This window comes from Hyphomonas sp., assembly GCF_041398385.1.
Taxonomy (GTDB): domain Bacteria; phylum Pseudomonadota; class Alphaproteobacteria; order Caulobacterales; family Hyphomonadaceae; genus Hyphomonas.
This window is the reverse complement of record NZ_JAWKUW010000007.1, coordinates 1-17,706: the sequence shown is the minus strand read 5'-3', so window position 1 is coordinate 17,706 and position 17,706 is coordinate 1. Positions and strand designations below refer to the sequence as shown.

The following is a 17,706-nucleotide window of genomic DNA, read 5'->3' as shown; positions in this document are numbered from 1 at the left end:
GCGTGTCGTCTGCGATGTTGCCACTCAGGCAATGAAGCGCTTTGCGCCCTGAGCTGTGGTGATGTTTGGCGTAGTGGTGAAGCAACTTTAGTCGCGTTCTCTAAGACACCGCATATGCGGGAGGAGGAGGATTATGGGCTGGAAGTATTCGTGGGTTCAAACCCTCTTGGGTTCGAAAGAAAGAGCCAGCAAGCGGTCTGTAGCTGGCACTGCACATGCCGAAATCGCGGCACGGGCCCAGTTAATCAAAGATCGGGCGCGCCAACGGCTTGCGCGCGCAGATGCAAAGATCGATGAAATAATCGACACATCTCTCACCGGATGACAGACTGAGCGATTGCAGGGAAGCTCTGACACGCCTGCGCAGGCTCAACTGCAACTCAGCCGTGCGCCGATTGCTCAGCTTAGCTTTCGAGCAATCTGTAAAGCCTCTTTCGCCCTCCCGCGGACAATCAGAGATAATGCTTCGCTGACTATCTTTGCCGAGCGGAAATCCAGCGCGACAAGGAAGATAACATAGCTAACGCCGCCAAGCCCGATCAGGGTCAGCAGTTTTGCTGTCGGGGCCACTTCCGGCGAAATCATGGAACCTCCAAACAAGACCACGCCGCCCATTAGCAAAGCGGCAATTAGCGCCGTTGTGCCCGCAAGGATCTGGCGACGCATCGGATAGTGAATGAGGTTCTGCAGAACGGCGGCGCTCAAAATCCATATGAGCGTTTGCTGAAGGAAAATTGCCCAGATGACCGCGTTGAGGCTGAACGGCAACGTGATGGCCACCGACGCCACCGCCAATGCCGTAGAGGCAAAGCTGATGCGCAACAGCCAGCTTACCTGACCTATGCTTTTCAAAACTCCGGCATTCAGGGCGAATGCCGGCGCGCGCAGTCCCATCAGCATCATGATCTGGATCGGTTGCACCGCGCCCTGCCATTGCGGTCCGAACATGAGCGGTACTGCCGCAGGCGCGATTGCCGCGCCGCCAATGAACGTCGGGTAGGCAATCAGAGATGCCAGGCGCGTTGCTCCCTCCATGGCCCTGTGAAGGGTCGGCAGGTCATCCTGAATTTGGGATGCAACCGGCAGGGCAATCGCTGAAAAGGGCGCCACAAATGCGAGGCGCGCCTGATCAAGAAAGCGACTTGCAATGTTGAACATCCCTAAAGCGGCCGGGCCCAGAAACATACCAATAAGGCCGCGAGGTGCCGCAGCCTCAATCGCTGCAATGATCTTCGTCATGGCGTTAAAGGCATTGAATCGCGTCAGGTCGCGCATTTCATCCCAGGTGAACTGAAATGACGGGAACCAGCGTGCCAGCGTGACAAAGCCAATCGTGCGTACGGTCCGGCGCGACAGTTCCATTCCTACCAACGCCCATGCGTTGCGCAAATAATGCGCCAGCACGATGCCAACCACGGCTGCCGTCAGCGTTCCCAAAACATCGATGAGCGTGATTTCCCGGTATTTGAGGTCACGCTGCAGCAACGCAGCAGGAAGGGACAAAAGCGCCCCAAGGAATAGGGCGATTGAAAACACTTGGAGCAATTGGGCGATTTCTGGCTGCCCAAGCGCCCGGCTTATCCATGGAGCTCCCAGCTGAATGCAGCCCCAGAAAACGCCGGCAAAGAGCAAAGACTGCACGAAAACGGAATTGATGTGGCCAGATTTCAGGTCGCGGCGCTGGATGATCACTTCATTCAGACTCCCGGACGTGAGTACATCCGGCAGAGCCATGATCGCGAGCACCATGCCAAAATGACCGAAGTCGGATGGCGAGATCATGCGCGCGACAAAAATCAGCGAGACGATACCCCCGATCATCCCCAGCCAGTTTGCCAGGGCTGTCAGGACAATCGCCTGACCTGCGCGACGCATGAGTGCTGGTGCCACGGGATGTGACCCTCTAAAAATTCTCGATCGAATGAGGGCGAGCCGGCCCGATATTCGTCAATTCCCGCTGAACCGTGCACTTGAGTTTCTTCAGCGCTCTGAAATACCGCATCGCGAGGAGCCACTTGCCCGCTAGCAGTTGCGCTCTGACACGCCAACGTAAACCATTCGCAAGCTGCAACACAATTCTGGCGCCAGCCGGGCCCGAGCGGGCCACTCCAGAGAGTGCGTACACAAGATCATCGTTTTCAATTATCTCTGCACATCCGTATTTTGATGCAAATGCACGACGCAGGACGGACTTCTCACGCTGGGAAAGCGGACTTCCACCAAGCGCGGCTGCTTCGCCCAGATCGGCAATGCTCAGCTGCCATAATTTCTTTCGCGCCATGACGGTCGCGCGCTGAAGGAGTGCTAAGCGCTTCTGCGTCCGAATATTGTTTTGTTCGTTTTGGGGAAGGTATTCCTCAATGCCTAGACGCGCATGCAGGTCTCTGAAGATGATCTTATCATGCTCGATCCACTGCAGCTCGCGGTTGTTGACCTGTATCGGCATCGCCTCGCTCCCTCTCGCTCCAGCATGGACTCTTTGGCGGAATACGATCTTATCAGTGCCAACGGCTTTACCAATCCGCGCCAGCCTCAACGTCATTTCATAATCCTGTGACCTGCAAAGAGCCTCGTCGAATTGCCCAACACGCTCATACAGCGAGCGGCGAACCAGCGTACCCTGGTCTGCCCCACCGGAGTGGTCCACCAGATTTATTAGCCCGGCGGTTTCCACGTAGCGGCGTTCATGCCGCTACCTCCCCACAGTAAGGCGGTATGAACGCCGCGGGCAAGATGGCTTGTGGCGCGGGCGGTCGGTAGCCCAGAGAAGAGTGCGGACGCGCGGTGTTGTAATGCCACCGCCAGGTCTCGATCAGGACTTTCGCCTCCCTGAGATCATAGAAGATTTCCCTCGCCAACAACTCGTCTCTGAGCTTGGAGTTGAAGCTCTCGCAGTATCCATTCTCCCAAGGCGAACCGGGTTCGATATAGAGCGTCTTCACGCCGATCCGGCCAAGCCACTCGCGCAGGGCCGTGGCGATGAACTCGGGGCCATTGTCGGAACGGATATGCTCCGGCGGGCCATGATGCACGAACAGTTCGCCCAGCGTGTCTAGGACATCGCGGGAGTTGAGCTTGCGTTCGACACGAATGGCGAGGCATTCGCGAGTGAACTCATCAATCACACACAGCATGCGGAACACCTTGCCGTCATGCGTGCGGTCCTGAACGAAGTCATAGGACCAGACATGGCCCTTGTGCATCGGCCTCAGCCGGATGCAGGAGCCGTCATTCAGCCAGAGACGGCCTCTCTTTGGTTGTTTCATTGGCACTTTCAGCCCTTCACGCCGCCAGATGCGATACACCCGCTTCTCGTTCACATGCCAGCCATCCCGTCTCAGCAGGGCCGTGATCCGGCGGTAGCCATACCGGCCGAACCGTTCAGCCAGGGCGATGATGGCCGCTGTCAGCACATCCTCGTCCTGGCGTGGCACACGCGGCTTGCGCTGGGTGGAACGGTGCTGGCCGATCACGCGGCAGGCCCGGCGCTCGGTTGCGCCGAGTGTCTCCACCACATGATCGACCGCCTCGCGCTTGCGTGAAAGGCTCAGAACTTTCCCTTGATGACTTCCTGCAGGATCTGGTTGTCGAGGGTCAGATCAGAAATGGCGCGACGCAGCCGCGCATTCTCCTTCTCGATCTCCTTCAGCCGTTTGGCCTGGCCAACCTGCAGCCCGCCATACTCCTTGCGCCACCGATAGTATGTCTGTTCCGTCACCCCGATCGAACGCACGGCCTGACCCGTCGTCTCACCCCGCGCGAGGCGGACCTCCACCTCCCGCAGCTTCGCTATGATCTCTTCAGGCGTTGATCTCTTGCCCATGTCTCAGCTCCATATCTGAAGCCGGAACTAACTCAAATAATGGACCACTTTCGTGGGGGCAGACCACAAACATGTCTTCAAGCGTCAGCACAAAAAAATCTTCTGTGCCGGAAGTCTGCCAATAACCTGTGTCAAAAGCATGAGGGTGGCCCGCCTTGTCGACGGAGAAGCGCAAATGCCGACCATACGCGATGTCTGCTTCCGGGTTCTGCTCGATCAATCCGGCCAGCGTTTCCAATGCGTCCGGTTCGGCCAGGTCATCGTCATCGAAAATCCAGATCAGATCCCCGGTCGCATGGGCGAGGCCCAGATTCAGTGCTGCGGATTTGCCACTATTTGGCTGGCGCAGATATCGAACCCGATTGCCCATGGCGCTGAGCATCGCCGCCGTTTCGTCACTCGATCCATCGTCGATCACGATGATTTCCTGCGCGGGCCTCGACTGGCTGAGCAGTGATGAGAGGGCCTCAGCCAGCAATCCAGCTCGGTTAAAAGTGGGCACCAAGATGGAAACGCTGAGAAGTGGCATCAATTGTTCCAAACTTCTAAAATTTGAAGCGTCTGATACCGATGCACCTTATTGGAGCAGTCGGCACGCGGGTCGTACCCTGACCTAGCAAGTGACGAGCCAAATCCTTGAATTAACTGCCGGGAAAACGGTCAGCGGCGTGCACCAATCTGCATGTTGTAGGGCAAAACCGCCTGCTGCCGGGCGTATAGGCCGCAGGTTCTTCCGCTATTGCCAGCCCGGGTAACCAGTCCAATTACGGCGCAGTTTTATGCGCTGAAGAAACCAATCCGCTATCGCATCGGCCACGAGTTGCCATCCAAAGTGCCAACCAGCATTTTCAAGTTCTTCAAAGTGCCGGGCAAGGTTTTGTTCGCCGCCATCCTGCTTGCGCCATCGCAGGATCCTCCGGACATAATAGCGTCTGAACCGGAGGAGATGTTCCTGATAGTCTTCATTGAAAACATCCGGGCCGAACTTGGTAAGAAAACAAAGAGCGTCGGCAGTCCAGGAACGAGTTTTTCCCATAAAATTCTGAGCCGTAATCGCTTCTTCGTGGACCCTGGTAAAGGCCAGACCTTCGTGGACGAACCCGAACTTCGAACTCTGGAGAAGACACATCATGGCGTCAAAGTCCCGCGCACCGCTTTTCAAAGAAAACTGCTGCAGAAACGGTTGCCGACTGTCTGCGACCGATTTCCGGACGAGCACATGAATCGGCATCAAGACCCCCTCGCCAAGGAGGATCATGCGAATTGCTTCATCTCCTTCAAAGACGCTCCGGCTCGCCGGCCATTTGAAATCCTGAACGGCACCCGCGCAGTCATGCAGGCACCCCACGACTCCGATCCCTGGATCGGATTCTGCCAGGAGCGCCATTTTTTCAATCGCGTCGGGAGTTATGGTATCGTCGTGGCAGAGAATGCGAATGTACTTCGCTTCCGACGGCACCAGCGAAATCGCTTTGTTCCAGTTTTCGAAGACATTTATGGTTTCATCATTCCGATACGACAGGATCGGCACGCGGCCGTCCTCGTACCTCTTGATGATTTCGGGCGTCTCATCGGTGCTGCAGTTGTCCAGAATGAGGTGCACAACATTCGGCCAAAGCTGCGCCTGAACGCTCTGAATGGTCTCCTCGAGATAGTTGGCGCCATTATAGACAGGCGTGACAACGACAACCAAAGGTTTTTGCGACATAAACTACCTACTCATGAACAACGGGGCTTCGCATACTTTGCAGCAGTATCTGTGCCAAATTGCCAGCCCATGCTGTATGGCTATTGTTCAACTTAGCCTGCTAATCATATCGGCACGGAAATTGCTGTCTCAAGGCACAGCTAAGCGATGGCAACAACAATTATGAACCAAGACGAAATCCTCATCGCATTTGGCGTTGATGCTGGATATGTTCAGCACATGGCGGTTACCATCGCCTCGATTTTGTCGAACAGTCCCGGCGCAAAGTTCCGCTTCCTCATCATCAATGACGGCATTGATGATACCGACAAGAAAAAGATCGAGGCTTTGGCACCGGGGCACGCTTTTCAGTGGCCGATGGTAACCGATGAACGGGTCATGAAACTTGGCAGGAAGCACCACATTTCGCGTGCTGCTTTTTACCGGCTTTCGATCCCTGAATTCGCCCCTGCAGATGCCCAGCGAGCAATCTACGTGGACTCTGATATTGTCGTCCTCGGAGACATCCGCGAACTCTGGAAAACTGAGCTGAATGCCCATCCGATCGCTGCAGTGTACGATATTGGAATGGACTCAGAAGCCTTTGCCAGAAAATGGGGACTGCCACCAGCCCGCCTCAATTACTTCAATTCAGGCGTGCTCGTTCTGGATTTGGCAAAAATTCGTTCCGACCAGGCTTTCGATCCAGCCTACAACATCATTGAATCACGGTGGGAAGATGCTGAGTACATGGATCAGTGCGTCTTGAACGCCATGTTCTGGAACAACTGGCAACGCCTGGACCCGATCTGGAATTTTCAGCGCAACATGATCATTCCGAAGCCGGGTCAGCCATTGTACGCTGAACCTGAAGATCTGCCCGTCAATCGCCGGCCTAAACTGATTCACTATACAGAACAGAACAAGCCATGGTCAGTTGATGCTTATCATCCATTGACCTGGATGTACTACCGCTACCTCCGCAAAACGCCTTACTGGCAAGATGTAAATTCCAAGGCAAAGACGTCGTGGTTCAAACACCTACGCCGCTTCATCAAACAGCAACTCACGCTCAGCCGACTAAGAGAAGCGTAATGGCAGCGGGGACTCTGACCACCGCGATCGTGCCGACCTATAATCGCTCAGCGTTGCTGGTGGAGACGCTTAACAGTCTATTGGCACAGACGCTGCCGCCAGGTGAAATCATCGTTGCTGATGACGGCTCTACTGACCAGACGCGCGAGACAGTGGCGCAATTTGGGGAAAAGATTCGATACTTTCGGGGCGAAAACTCGGGCAAAGCTGACAAGTTGAACAAAGCCATAGCGCTTGCTCGCCATCCCCTTATCTGGATTGTGGACGACGACGATCTCGTCTTACCGGACGCACTCAAGACTCTCACTGATTTGATTGAAGCAGATCCCAAAATCGGCTTTTCCTATGGACGCTATGAGCGGTTTACGAAAGACCCGGTCACTGGCGAACTGAACAGGTACGATGGCGGATACTGGCAAGACGTCGGAAGTGATCGCTTTTTGCTGGCCACACTCCAGGACTTTTTTGTTCACCACCCGGGGATGCTGGTTCGAAAATCCGCCTTCGAACTAGTTGGGCCCTTTTCGACGACCCTGCCTCGGTCGGAAGACTACGAGATGCTAATTCGTCTCGCCCGGGCGTTTCCGTGCTCGGGCACTCAGAAGCTGGTCTTCCTCCAGCGTCAGCATGACGGAGACCGATACGGAGGCCTGCAGGCGTCAAAACGCGTTGATATATGGATTGCCGAGCAAAAATCGCTGTTTGAGTCAGTCAGGGCCGACGGAGGCTTATCTGACTACCTGCCCGGCGTACATTTGTCTGACCACGAATTGAGTGACACACAAAGGCGGCAAGCGCTCATCACACGCGGGGCAGTTATGGGCCGGAAAAAGCTCTGGAATCTCGCGTTCGCGGATTTTGCTGCCGCCTGCAAGGTGGCGGGCCTACAATCTAAACTGTCGACCGATGAGAAAGCGGCGCTGCGCGCGACATTTTTCTCGAAATTCGGATGCTCTGAATTGATCGACGACCCAACCATCGCCTCCCAAGTTGTTGCCCTCAGCACTTTTGGAAATACCGGCATATCCATCGCCCAAACACTGGCGCGTTCATTGCTCTGGTTTATCAAAACTGCAATGAAAGAAGGCCATCTTTCTGATATGCGGAAGTATACGATACTTGCGCTAAGATTCGCTCTGGCGCGCCCCAAACGAGATAGCCGGACTCGATGACGCCCCCAAAGCCGGCACCCCCGGAAAACACCGAGCCTGACAATAACACTCACTCGATCGCTCAGGCGATGAGATCGGGGATGTTATGGAATCTCGTGGGTTTCATTTTTTTTCAGGGAGCGGGCTTCTTCATCTTCCTGATAATGGCGATGCGCCTGCCTCCCGAAATATTCGGTATCGTTGCCTTGGCAACCGTGTTCGGCGACATCATCGCGATTGACGGACGCTACGCCTGCATGGACGCTGTAATTCAGGCGGGCAAATTTGACAAACGAGGCCTAAATACTTCGTTCGCTGGCTTTATGCTCTTTACGCTACTCTTTACGCTTTCTTTGGTCGCCGTCGGCTTTTTCATCGGACATCAGCCCGGTTATGAATTGCTGGGAACCTTCTTTCCTGTAATAGGACTGCTCCTTTTGCCGGTACCGTGGCTTGCCATCATGGATGCACTCATGATGAGAGACCTCGAATTCAAACAACTTACGCAGCGTTCTATACTATCGACATTTGTTGGCGGCATCGCCGGCATCGCTGTCGCTTTCTCCCCCTGGTTGGTCTGGGCACTGATCGTCCAGCGAGTTGTAGCACTCTTGACCGCGGCAATATTCGAATATCAGCACACGCGCTGGTTCCCCGGATCAAATATTGAATGGATCAATGTGTTCCCGTTCCTAAAACGTTTTTTCCCGCTGTGGATCATTTCGAGCCTTAATCAGATCGCACCCCGCGCAACCGTTATCGTATTCGGAGTACGGTACGACACCGCCACTGTCGGCTTGTTGCGTGCTGCGAACCGGATTGGTGAAACTCTTCAAGGACCTATAGTGAGCCCGATGATGGGCTTGTGGTTTCCCCTGATGTCCAAAGCGAGGCAAAACAAGGCCGAAGAACGGGAAATTTATACCAGCATCATCCGCACAGCAGCTTTCCTTGCCCTGCCAGCATTTGCGGGTATGAGCATTGTCGCACCGGATCTGGTCGCGCTGTTCCTTCCGGAATCGTATGAAGGCGTGGGACCGCTGCTGCAGGCCATTTCAGTCGTTTCACTCATGATCCCGATCGCATGGTTCAATGCTATTGCGATGGCCTCACTGGACATGAACAGGCCATCACTGACCTTCACCATTGTAAACGTGGCCATTTGCGTCGGAACACTGATCGCACTGACAAATGTATCACCGGCGGTGGCCGTAGTCGGCATGTCCGCTCCATCGTTCTTTCTTTCTTTCATCGGCAACGCGATCATCCATCGCCGCATCGAATTGCCCGCAAGAGAACACTATCTCGGACTCTTCCCTGCCGTATCGGCAACACTCATTATGGTTTTAACCGTATACGGATTTTATACGCTAGCCGCTACGTGGTCCCCGGCGTTACGCGTCGCCTTGAGCGTATTGATCGGTGCTCCGGTTTATTTGGGGTGGATCTTTATCTTGCACAGGAGGTGGCTGATCGAACGCTTAGACCTGGTACGTAACCGCAACAAAAACGGATGATTTGAATGCATACTCCGGCCGCTTAGCAGCACAATGAATTGTCTACCTCACGCACAAAGCTCAGACTCGACTGGCGGACGCTGAACGATCCGAAATATTCGCGACGCACGCGTTACGGCATCTCTGGCAATACGTAGGCACAAGTATTGCAAATTAGTGATAATGCCTGCGATACGCGCAGGGGACGAATATTACTCCCCCAATGTAATATCTGGTGTTGATTTTGACAAATTACTTATCCCCTATCCTTAACGGATCACTTCAGTAATCGAACCCGGCATCATCAGGAGTATTGCATGTCTCTTTTGCAACGAATTGCACAGAAGAAACGGCACATATTTGCGCTACTTGCAATTACAGTAGCAGTTTCATTTGTGTGCGGATTGGTTGCCGCCGCGATGATCCTGAAACCCGAAGCGCTTCGCTCCCGAATATTCAGAAATACACCCGCTCCGCCTCAACTTGCCGATACGGTCGAACTCCAATGGACAAAAGTTGAAACCGCCCTGCTCACGCTACAAAAAGCAGAAGTACCGTTAGGCAACATTGACGGGCATGCACTCGGCGGCGCCATTGAACAGTTTGGCAACCACATCATTTATGCCGCCACTTCCGGAAAAATTGTTGTCTACAATCCTGGAGACGGAACAATCGGACTTGCCAATGCCGAAGTCCCGATCAACTGGAAAGAAGTCAGGAACGCTCCCTTCATACAGACCGGCCGCTTCAATCTTGGCTTCTTCCGGTTACTCGATCTGCTTGTATGGCCCCAGGCAGATGGTCAGGCTGATCTTTTCGTAAGCTATCATCTCTACAAGCCGCAGACTGAAGAAATCTGCACCGTGGTTGATAAAGCCAGCATAGAGATCATAGAGAACGATCTGGTATTTACCTCGCCCGAATGGGATCGGGTTTACGAAGTCAATGCGTGCATCTCCCTGCCAGACTCTCTTTACAGGTTCGATGGGCTGCAATCGGGAGGCCGCCTCCTTCAAGGACAATCCGGACACCTTCTTCTTTCAGTCGGAGACTTCGACCTTCCGGGCGTTCTGCATGATTATGATATCGTGCAGTCAGACAGCGGGAACGATTATTCGAAGCTCATCCAAATCGACCTGTTGACCGGCGAAAGCGAAATCTATGCTTCTGGCCTGCGGAATCCGCAGGGATTGGACATCGCCGCTGACGGAACGATCTGGGAGGCAGAACACGGCCCGCAAGGCGGAGATGAAGTAAACCAGTTGAAGTTTGGACACGACTATGGATGGCCGAATGTGACGCTGGGAACCGACTACGGCAGCCCAAGAAAGAGTTGGCCTCTCAACGATAAACAAGGCCGACATGAGGGGTACACGCGCCCTGCGCTTGCATTCCTGCCATCTGTTGGAACCAGCGGGCTCGCCATCGTTGACGCAACCGAGCGACTGGAGCATTGGAAAAACGATATTCTGCTCACGACCCTGCGCGCCGAATCCATCTTTCGGATGCGCCCTGTTAAGGACCAAATCATCTATGCGGAGCAAATAAGGCTTGGAACTCGGCTCAGAGACATCATGGTGCTTTCGAATGGCTTGATCGTGCTGCTCAGTGATGATGACAAGCTCGTATTGCTAAAAGAAGCAGACGCGGGCCACGGCAGTTCTCAGACAATTTCCTCGACGGTCACGGGCTACAATGCCGTTGCTGATCACGAGCCCCCGTCAGATCCCGCAAAAGACAGGCTCGCGTGGGGGGAAGCGCATTACATGCTCAATTGCTCACAATGCCACCGGCTAGATGGCGAAACTCATATTGCGCCGCCGCTGAATGGCATTGTCGGCGCTCAAATCGCAGGCGATGAAATGTACAACTACTCAACGTCTCTCGCAGCAGTAAAAGGGAAATGGACCAGGTCATCGTTGATCAAGTTTCTGGAAAACCCGCAGGAACTGGCGCCCGGGACGCCCATGCCGAATACGCACCTGAACGAATATGAGCGCGCCGCGATCGTCGACTTCCTGAGCGAAAAAGAATAGGCGGCAACCCAAATCGGATGAATACCACAGGCGCGTGTTGGGCGTTAAATTCCGGTTTCACACACGGTGCTCACCTTGATATTCTATCCCCCTTGGGCGCGATATGCGAGCCAATGTCTCGCTACCGCTGCCGTGGCGTGGAAGCAGCAAAACTCCCTCCACAGCGACCGGAAACGATGCTCGAGCTGATTTCACACATGCTTTCGAAAATGATCCATTGCCGGAAATGATAATGAAATCCATTTTGGGCTATGGCTTTTTGTGGCAGGCACTTTGAATTACCCGCTGTTCCGGCATTTTTCTTGCTGCTCGCCGTAGTGATTCCCGGAGATACACAATGAGCGACGATGCCCTGATCCTTAACGCGCCCAAACCGATTGACCGGGGCGGTACCGCCACAATTACCGATCCCGGCGAGCCGGTACATTGCCGCCATTGCGGTGAAGTACTGACGGTGCAGCTGGTCGACCTCGGAACGAGCCCGATCGCTAACGATTATGTTGCTCCTGAACGCTATGCGATGGCAGAGCCTTTTTATCCGCTTGAAGTTTGGGTCTGCTCGAATTGCGCGCTGGCGCAGACGCGCGATGTGCTCGCGGCGGATGATATATTCCGAGAAGACTACGCTTATTTCTCGTCAGCCTCGACCAGCTTCCTCGCTCACGCAAAATCCTATGCTGAAGACATGATTGATCGGTTCGGCATTGGGACGGACTCCAAGGTGGTCGAGCTCGCCTGCAATGATGGATACCTGCTTCAATACGTCATGGCGAAAAACGTTCCATGCGTTGGCGTAGAGCCATGCGAAAGCGTCGCGGCGGTGGCGCGCAGCAAGGGAATCGACACCCGTGTCGAATTCTTCGGCCGCGACCTGGCCAGCCGCTTGGTATCGGAAGGCCACTCGGCCGATCTGATGATCGCCAACAACGTGCTGGCGCACGTACCGGACATCAATGACTTCGTCAGCGGTGCAGAGATCCTGCTGAAACCGGAAGGCGTCGCCGTATATGAGATTCAGCACCTGCTGCGCCTCATGCAAAACCTGCAATTCGACACGATCTATCACGAGCATTTCTCTTATATTTCGGTATTGGCCGCCGAGCGGTTCTTCGCTTCAAACGGAATGCGCCTGTTCGATGCACAAGGCCAGTGGACCCATGGCGGCTCAATTCGCCTGTTCGCCTGCCGCAAGGACGCTTCGCACCAACCCACAGAGCGACTTGCAGCTCTGCTTGAAGAGGAGCGGGCATATGGGCTCGACCGCACTGAAACTTACCTAGCGTGGGGCGCGAAAGTTCGCAGCATCAAGCACGATCTTCTTGAGCTCCTGATTGGCCTAAAGCGCGAAGGCAAGACAATTGCAGCTTACGGCGCGCCGGCCAAAGCCGGCACCTTGCTCAACTTCTGCGGCGTTGCGCGCGATTTCATCGACTTCACCTGCGACCTCGCCCCCTCGAAACAGAACAAGTTTGTTCCAGGCGTACGCGTCCCGATCCTCCACCCCAAGGCAATTGACGAACGCAAGCCCGATTATGTCCTGATCCTCGTCTGGAACATCAAGGACGAGATCATGGGCCAGCTGGCCGGCATCCGCGAATGGGGCGGAAAGTTCATCGTGCCGGTGCCAAAGCCGGAAATCCTCGATTAGGCCTGCCATTCCTGATCAAATCAAAAAAGCCGGGCAAATTGCCCGGCTTTTTCTTGGCTTTCGAATGGTCGCGCTACGCTCATGGTCCCAATTCTTCCTGCTTAGTCCCAAATCTTCCAGGGCGCCTTGCCCGTCGCCCAGCGCTGCTCAAGCACGTTCCGGTCGCGCAATGTGTCCATGGACTGCCAGAACCCCCGATGGATGAACGAGGCCAGCTGCCCTTGCTCTACGAGACGGTTAAGTGGCTGCTGCTCCCAAACCGTCAGCTCGTCATCGATGACATCGAACACTGCCGGTTCACACACGAAGAACCCGCCGTTGATCAATCCAACGTCCTCCTTGTCCTTCTCACGAAAGGCCGTAACCCGGTCGCGGCCCTCATTGAATGTGAGAACGCCGAACCTACCCTCTGGAACCACAGCGGTCACGGTACAGGCACATCCACTGTTTTTGTGAAAATCGACCAGCTTGGTGATGTCGACATCACTAACGCCGTCGCCATAGGTCAAGCAGAATGCCTCCTCGCCGATATGTTCGCGCGCCTTAAGGATTCTGCCGCCGGTCATGGAATTGATCCCGGTGTCCAGGATCGTCACACGCCAAGGTTCTGACTCCGCCTTTTGCCAGACGATATCGCCCGTCAGCAGATCAATTGTGAAATCGCTATTGGAGCGCACATAATTGTAGAAGTAGTCGCGGATGAAATCGACCTTGTAACCGCCGAGTACCACGAAATCCGTGATGTTGTGTGCGGCATACATTTTCATGATGTGCCAGATGATCGGCTTGCCGCCGATTTCGACCATCGGCTTTGGCCGGATGCCGGTCTCCTCGCTAATGCGTGTGCCAAAACCGCCTGCTAGAATGACTGCCTTCATGTCGAACCACTTCGAGTTTGCCGGAAGCTCCCCGGACTTGTACCTTTTCTTCGCACGGCCCACTTAATGGTCCGTTGAAGTGCTCAATCAGAAACACTTGCCACTAACGTAGCAAGTCCCTTGCCGGACGACCTGTTAGGTCCGGGCCGCTTCAACGGCACATCGACTCGCCCCGCTGGTTGCACTACTCAGCGCACCTGCTTCAGCAGCCCTGCTGAAATGAGATCGTCTGCCGCTCTCCGGATGGAACTGAAAGGACGCTTCGCGTGAACCGCAATATCCAGCAGAGACTGCTCGCTGTCCGAGCCGCTTAGCACCCAAAGCAGATCCAGCTCGCTCCACTGCTTGTCCGTCTGGCCTGCGACGCTGCGATACAGGCCGCGCTTGCCGAGACGCGGCTCCCCTTTCGGGTTGAGGTTCTGGTAGATCGCATCCTCTTCGATAACCTCGAGGATTTCCTCAACGCACTTCAACGAGTCTTCGAGTTGCTCCGCTTTCACGAAGCCCAGGTTGTCGGCGCTGGTATGATATTCGGGGAATTCACCGTGCGGCGAGCGGCTCAGGCGGCCAACCGGCAAGTCAAAGCCGGGCGAGCAATATTGGCGCTCGTCATAGCCATAAGGATGCCACGGAATGATCCTTCCAGGCTGTGCCCGCGTATTCAGGACGTGTTCTGCAATCCGGTCCGTCGACACATTGCCCCGACGCGACTGCTTGTAGACCAGTCCGCCGGCGTCCCCGAGGCCGGTCAGGACAAATCCGTGCCGGATGCGCTTCACGGTCTCTTCATTGCGCGACAGCCAGGTAATTGAGCCGATCGTCCCTGGCACAAAGACGAAGCGATAAGTGAACCGTGATCGCTTCGACGCGAGCGACCGCGCAAGGAAGGTCGCAATTGCAATGCCGGAAAGATTGTCGTTCGCAAGCGAGGGGTGGCAAATATGGGTCGAGACCAGCACTTCCTCGTCTGTCTCGCCCGGCACGACAAGTTCACCGTAGGTGAGCGAGCCAGGCTCAAGCGTGGAGTCGATGACGACCTCGTACTCACCCTCTTCCAGGGCCTTGAGGTCCTTGTCCGCCAGGCAGAACCCCCAGTTCCGGGAGTAGTAGCTGGTACGGTAGGGGATCAGATCCGGCTGATCCGGCAATGAATACAGATGCGGGCGCAGCTCCTCCAACGTCATCCGCTTTCGTATGCCTACGGAATAATTCAGAACATGCAGATTGTGCGCTTGAAAATCGATGACTTTGCGGCCAGACGCATCCGCGACATAGGCATCGCGGATGTTCCACTCGTCCGGAACCGTCCAGTCATAAACATCTGTCCCCGAGGGTGTCTCGACCACATCAAGGGGAATGTATTCAGACAGAATGGACAGGGTTTGCCGGACGCCATCGCCCGTAATCGACCGGCAGATCGGGTACAGACGCACAATCAGCTCATAGAGATCGTTGCCGGTACTCATATCAATTCGATTGCACCTTTTGGCATGGAAAGACCGGAATTAGGACAGCACCGGTCTGCCATCTTTCAGCCCTGGCTTGCAACCTCGGCGCCGACCGGGTCGGGTTCTGCCCAGAAAAGCTTGTCGTTTAGGAGGCCGGCCTTTCTGAGTTTGTTCAGCATCTTCAGGCGGGTGTAGGGCGGCGCCTGGAAGTCCTCGGCCTTCATGTCAATGCGCTCGAACAGGCGTCGCATTTGCTGGGCCCCCTTCTCGGCCGTCCAGCGGCACTGGAAATCGGGCAGGACCTTCTGGATCTTGTCAAAATTGACACGGTAGGACCGATTGTCAGCCGAAGGCTTTCCGATCGTCAGCTCGCAACCCGGAAACTCGTTCGCAACAATCCGGGCGATATCGATCACGCGGTAATTCTGGTCGCTGGAGCCGACATTGTAGACCTGACCGCGCACCGCATCAGCAGGTGCGATAAGTGAAAGATGAATTGCCTGGCACATGTCCAGAGCATGAACGAGCGGACGCCACGGCGAGCCATCGGAAAGCAGCTTGATTTCCTTGGTGGTCCAGGCAAGGCCGCAAAGGTCGTTCAGGACAATATCAAACCGCTGACGCGGCGACGCACCATAGGCCGTCGCATTACGCAGGAAGCAGGGCACGAAGTCGTCTCCGGCCATATTGGTCAGGTCGCGCTCCACTTTCACCTTGCATTCGGCATAAGCAGTCTGCGGATTAACCGGGGAAGTTTCATCCAGGATTGAATCTGGTGAGCCAACGCCATACACGGAACAGGATGACATATAGACGAACCGCTTGACCCCTGCCTTACGGGCAAGTTCGGCAAGGCGGAGCGAGCCACCATGATTGATTTCATGCGTCAGCGCCGGATCCTGCTGACCCAGCGGATCGTTGGACAGTTCGGCAAGGTGAGCGATCGCGTCGAAGCCCTGCAGGTCTTCGAGGGTCACTTCGCGCAAGTCCTTGGTGATAACGGCGGGCTGCGGTCCCGTCATCGGGTAGAGCCAACCCTGACGATAAAACCCGGTGTCGAGGCCTACGGCATCGATTCCGCGTTCAAGTAGATAAGGGCCAAGCAGTGCACCGATGTAGCCATCAGCACCGGTAAACAGTACGCGCATAACAAATTGTTCCTGGTAAATCCGGTTGTCCTACCGGCGTTGCTTGCATTTCCTATGCCAGCAAGTATTGCTTCCAAACATCTGCGATCAACGCAATCCAAGTAACCGGTTCAATACGTCACGCCCGAAGGCTTAACAAGTGCGGTTTAAAGACACGTCGCTCCGTGACGCAAAATTCATAGAGCTTGAGCCGTTTGGCGACCCGCGCGGTGCTTTCGCCCGGACCTTCTGCGAGAAGGAGTTCGCAGCGAACGGTCTGGAGACCCAATACGTCCAGCATAGTTTCTCAGTATCCCGGTCCAAAGGAACCTTGCGGGGGATGCACATGCAGCGCGCCCCCTACCTTGAGGAGAAACTTGTACGGGTCACACGCGGCGCAATCTATGACGTGATTGTGGATGTCCGGCCAGAAAGTCCGACCTATCTGAAACACGAAGGATTTGAACTTTCGGCGGAATGTCGCTGCCAGCTTTACGTGCCAAAAGGGTTCCTGCACGGCTTCCTGACCCTACAGGACGACACGGAGGTCCTCTACTTGATCTCCGAATTCTACCAGCCCGGCCAGGACAGGGGCGCCCGTTATGACGATCCGGCATTCGGAATCCATTGGCCCGGCGATATCGCCGTCATCGCCGACAAGGACCTGAACTGGCCGCCGTTCCCGATCGGATGAACCGCGAAGCGGGTCGCCGACTTTGGTTCCTCCGCCGTACTCCCGTGGCACTTTTTTTTAAAAAAATTGGAGCGGGCGATGCGCTCCGCGCAAAACATAAAATCCAAATATTTCAATACGTTAAGTCGAGACCGCTGTTGAATTGTAGGTACATATGTAGGGACATATGTAGGGATATTTTCCGTTTCAGCGTGTTGATTTTCTTAAGGCGATAAGACCGCCGGTGGCCATCGATAGCTTAGGGCTTGGAGTATGCTCCAATCAACTTTTTTGAGCGCAGTGCTTGCCGTAGATCGCGACCCAATCACGATCATCGCGAGAGCCACAGTTCTCAATGCTAAAAGGTCACTTATGGTTTGCGTCGCCGCACCGCACCCGCAACCGGCATAGCGCTCGATTGAACCGGGCGCCCGAGAGTATCATTGTCCCTTATTTTCCAGATATCCATTTCCAGACGGACAACACATACGACCAGAAGGGCGTAGGTTTAGCAGTGTTGCCCGCAGTGGCTTGCACGGCATCCTTGACGTTTTCGTCCTTGGGCTTGAACTGACGCACATCGCAGAGGGGGTCGCCCAACTCGGTGAGGGGATGGTGTGAACAAACCGTGCCATCCAAGTGCC

At 55.1% G+C, this 17,706-nt stretch carries 15 protein-coding genes; 6 read left to right on the top strand and 9 right to left on the bottom strand.

The annotated features are described in order from the left end of the window. Positions 1–399: 399 nt before the first annotated feature. The 5 genes from R3C13_RS12760 to R3C13_RS12740 form a co-directional block, all read right to left on the bottom strand. Complete coding sequence (locus R3C13_RS12760) at positions 400–1,890, bottom strand: oligosaccharide flippase family protein (RefSeq protein ID WP_371311214.1); 1,491 nt, start codon at positions 1,888–1,890, stop codon at positions 400–402. A gap of 13 nt (positions 1,891–1,903) precedes the next feature. Further along, positions 1,904–2,674 (bottom strand): hypothetical protein, encoded by a 771-nt coding sequence (locus R3C13_RS12755; RefSeq protein ID WP_371311213.1) that lies wholly within the window; start codon positions 2,672–2,674, stop codon positions 1,904–1,906. A gap of 10 nt (positions 2,675–2,684) precedes the next feature. Beyond that, positions 2,685–3,823 (bottom strand): IS3 family transposase gene (locus tag R3C13_RS12750; RefSeq protein WP_291076907.1). Its coding sequence is split into 2 segments (ribosomal slippage): positions 2,685–3,565 and positions 3,565–3,823, totalling 1,140 coding nucleotides; the frame shifts between segments, so codons are not numbered across the junction. Continuing rightward, the gene (locus R3C13_RS12745) at positions 3,801–4,352 is read right to left on the bottom strand and encodes a glycosyltransferase family 2 protein (RefSeq protein ID WP_371311212.1); all 552 of its coding nucleotides are present in this window, start codon (positions 4,350–4,352) and stop codon (positions 3,801–3,803) included. Before R3C13_RS12745 ends, R3C13_RS12750 begins: the two co-directional genes overlap by 23 nt. 207 nt (positions 4,353–4,559) lie before the next feature. Beyond that, positions 4,560–5,531 carry a glycosyltransferase family A protein gene (locus R3C13_RS12740; protein WP_371311211.1) on the bottom strand — a complete coding sequence of 324 codons (972 nt, stop codon included), beginning with the start codon at positions 5,529–5,531 and terminating at the stop codon, positions 4,560–4,562. A gap of 162 nt (positions 5,532–5,693) precedes the next feature. Here R3C13_RS12740 and R3C13_RS12735 point away from each other — a divergent pair, with 162 nt between their 5' ends. From R3C13_RS12735 to R3C13_RS12715, 5 genes are all read left to right on the top strand, one after another. Then, positions 5,694–6,605 (top strand): glycosyltransferase family 8 protein, encoded by a 912-nt coding sequence (locus R3C13_RS12735; RefSeq protein WP_371311210.1) that lies wholly within the window; start codon positions 5,694–5,696, stop codon positions 6,603–6,605. Next, entirely contained in the window at positions 6,605–7,777 is a 1,173-nt protein-coding gene (locus tag R3C13_RS12730) for a glycosyltransferase (protein ID WP_371311209.1), read from the top strand. The genes R3C13_RS12735 and R3C13_RS12730 overlap by 1 nt, the downstream gene beginning before the upstream one ends. 80 nt (positions 7,778–7,857) lie before the next feature. Then, positions 7,858–9,273 carry an oligosaccharide flippase family protein gene (locus R3C13_RS12725; RefSeq protein ID WP_371311208.1) on the top strand — a complete coding sequence of 472 codons (1,416 nt, stop codon included), beginning with the start codon at positions 7,858–7,860 and terminating at the stop codon, positions 9,271–9,273. Positions 9,274–9,569: 296 nt separating this feature from the next. Continuing rightward, a complete protein-coding gene (locus tag R3C13_RS12720) occupies positions 9,570–11,288 on the top strand; it encodes a PQQ-dependent sugar dehydrogenase (protein ID WP_371311207.1) in 1,719 nt (572 codons plus the stop codon). Between the two features lie 337 nt (positions 11,289–11,625). Further along, entirely contained in the window at positions 11,626–12,936 is a 1,311-nt protein-coding gene (locus R3C13_RS12715; RefSeq protein ID WP_371311206.1) for a methyltransferase domain-containing protein, read from the top strand. 101 nt (positions 12,937–13,037) lie between these two features. Here the strand turns inward: R3C13_RS12715 and rfbF are convergent, their stop codons facing one another. The 3 genes from rfbF to R3C13_RS12700 all read right to left on the bottom strand — a co-directional run bounded on the left by rfbF (position 13,038) and on the right by R3C13_RS12700 (position 16,410). Beyond that, positions 13,038–13,814, bottom strand: a complete 777-nt coding sequence (gene rfbF / locus R3C13_RS12710; RefSeq protein WP_371311205.1) for a glucose-1-phosphate cytidylyltransferase — start codon at positions 13,812–13,814, stop codon at positions 13,038–13,040. A gap of 188 nt (positions 13,815–14,002) precedes the next feature. Then, positions 14,003–15,280 carry a DUF4910 domain-containing protein gene (locus R3C13_RS12705; RefSeq protein ID WP_371311204.1) on the bottom strand — a complete coding sequence of 426 codons (1,278 nt, stop codon included), beginning with the start codon at positions 15,278–15,280 and terminating at the stop codon, positions 14,003–14,005. Between the two features lie 65 nt (positions 15,281–15,345). Next, a complete protein-coding gene (locus R3C13_RS12700) occupies positions 15,346–16,410 on the bottom strand; it encodes an NAD-dependent epimerase/dehydratase family protein (protein WP_371311203.1) in 1,065 nt (354 codons plus the stop codon). A 139-nt stretch (positions 16,411–16,549) separates the two neighbouring features. Between R3C13_RS12700 and rfbC the strand changes: the two genes are divergently transcribed. Continuing rightward, entirely contained in the window at positions 16,550–17,083 is a 534-nt protein-coding gene (gene rfbC, locus R3C13_RS12695; RefSeq protein WP_371311202.1) for a dTDP-4-dehydrorhamnose 3,5-epimerase, read from the top strand. Positions 17,084–17,512: 429 nt separating this feature from the next. On the opposite strand, the gene R3C13_RS12690 is transcribed toward rfbC, so the two are convergent. Further along, positions 17,513–17,706 (bottom strand): hypothetical protein (locus R3C13_RS12690; RefSeq protein ID WP_371311201.1); only part of this gene is annotated, 194 nt, incomplete at its 5' end.

What these genes read in the sequence shown, in the direction of transcription:
- R3C13_RS12745 (WP_371311212.1), bottom strand. Translation starts at nt 4,352, where the DNA reads ATGCCACTTCTCAGCGTTTCCATCTTGGTGCCCACTTTTAACCGAGCT.
- R3C13_RS12740 (WP_371311211.1), bottom strand. Translation starts at nt 5,531, where the DNA reads ATGTCGCAAAAACCTTTGGTTGTCGTTGTCACGCCTGTCTATAATGGC.
- R3C13_RS12735 (WP_371311210.1), top strand. Translation starts at nt 5,694, where the DNA reads ATGAACCAAGACGAAATCCTCATCGCATTTGGCGTTGATGCTGGATAT.
- R3C13_RS12730 (WP_371311209.1), top strand. Translation starts at nt 6,605, where the DNA reads ATGGCAGCGGGGACTCTGACCACCGCGATCGTGCCGACCTATAATCGC.
- R3C13_RS12725 (WP_371311208.1), top strand. Translation starts at nt 7,858, where the DNA reads ATGTTATGGAATCTCGTGGGTTTCATTTTTTTTCAGGGAGCGGGCTTC.
- R3C13_RS12720 (WP_371311207.1), top strand. Translation starts at nt 9,570, where the DNA reads ATGTCTCTTTTGCAACGAATTGCACAGAAGAAACGGCACATATTTGCG.
- R3C13_RS12715 (WP_371311206.1), top strand. Translation starts at nt 11,626, where the DNA reads ATGAGCGACGATGCCCTGATCCTTAACGCGCCCAAACCGATTGACCGG.
- rfbF (WP_371311205.1), bottom strand. Translation starts at nt 13,814, where the DNA reads ATGAAGGCAGTCATTCTAGCAGGCGGTTTTGGCACACGCATTAGCGAG.
- R3C13_RS12705 (WP_371311204.1), bottom strand. Translation starts at nt 15,280, where the DNA reads ATGAGTACCGGCAACGATCTCTATGAGCTGATTGTGCGTCTGTACCCG.
- R3C13_RS12700 (WP_371311203.1), bottom strand. Translation starts at nt 16,410, where the DNA reads ATGCGCGTACTGTTTACCGGTGCTGATGGCTACATCGGTGCACTGCTT.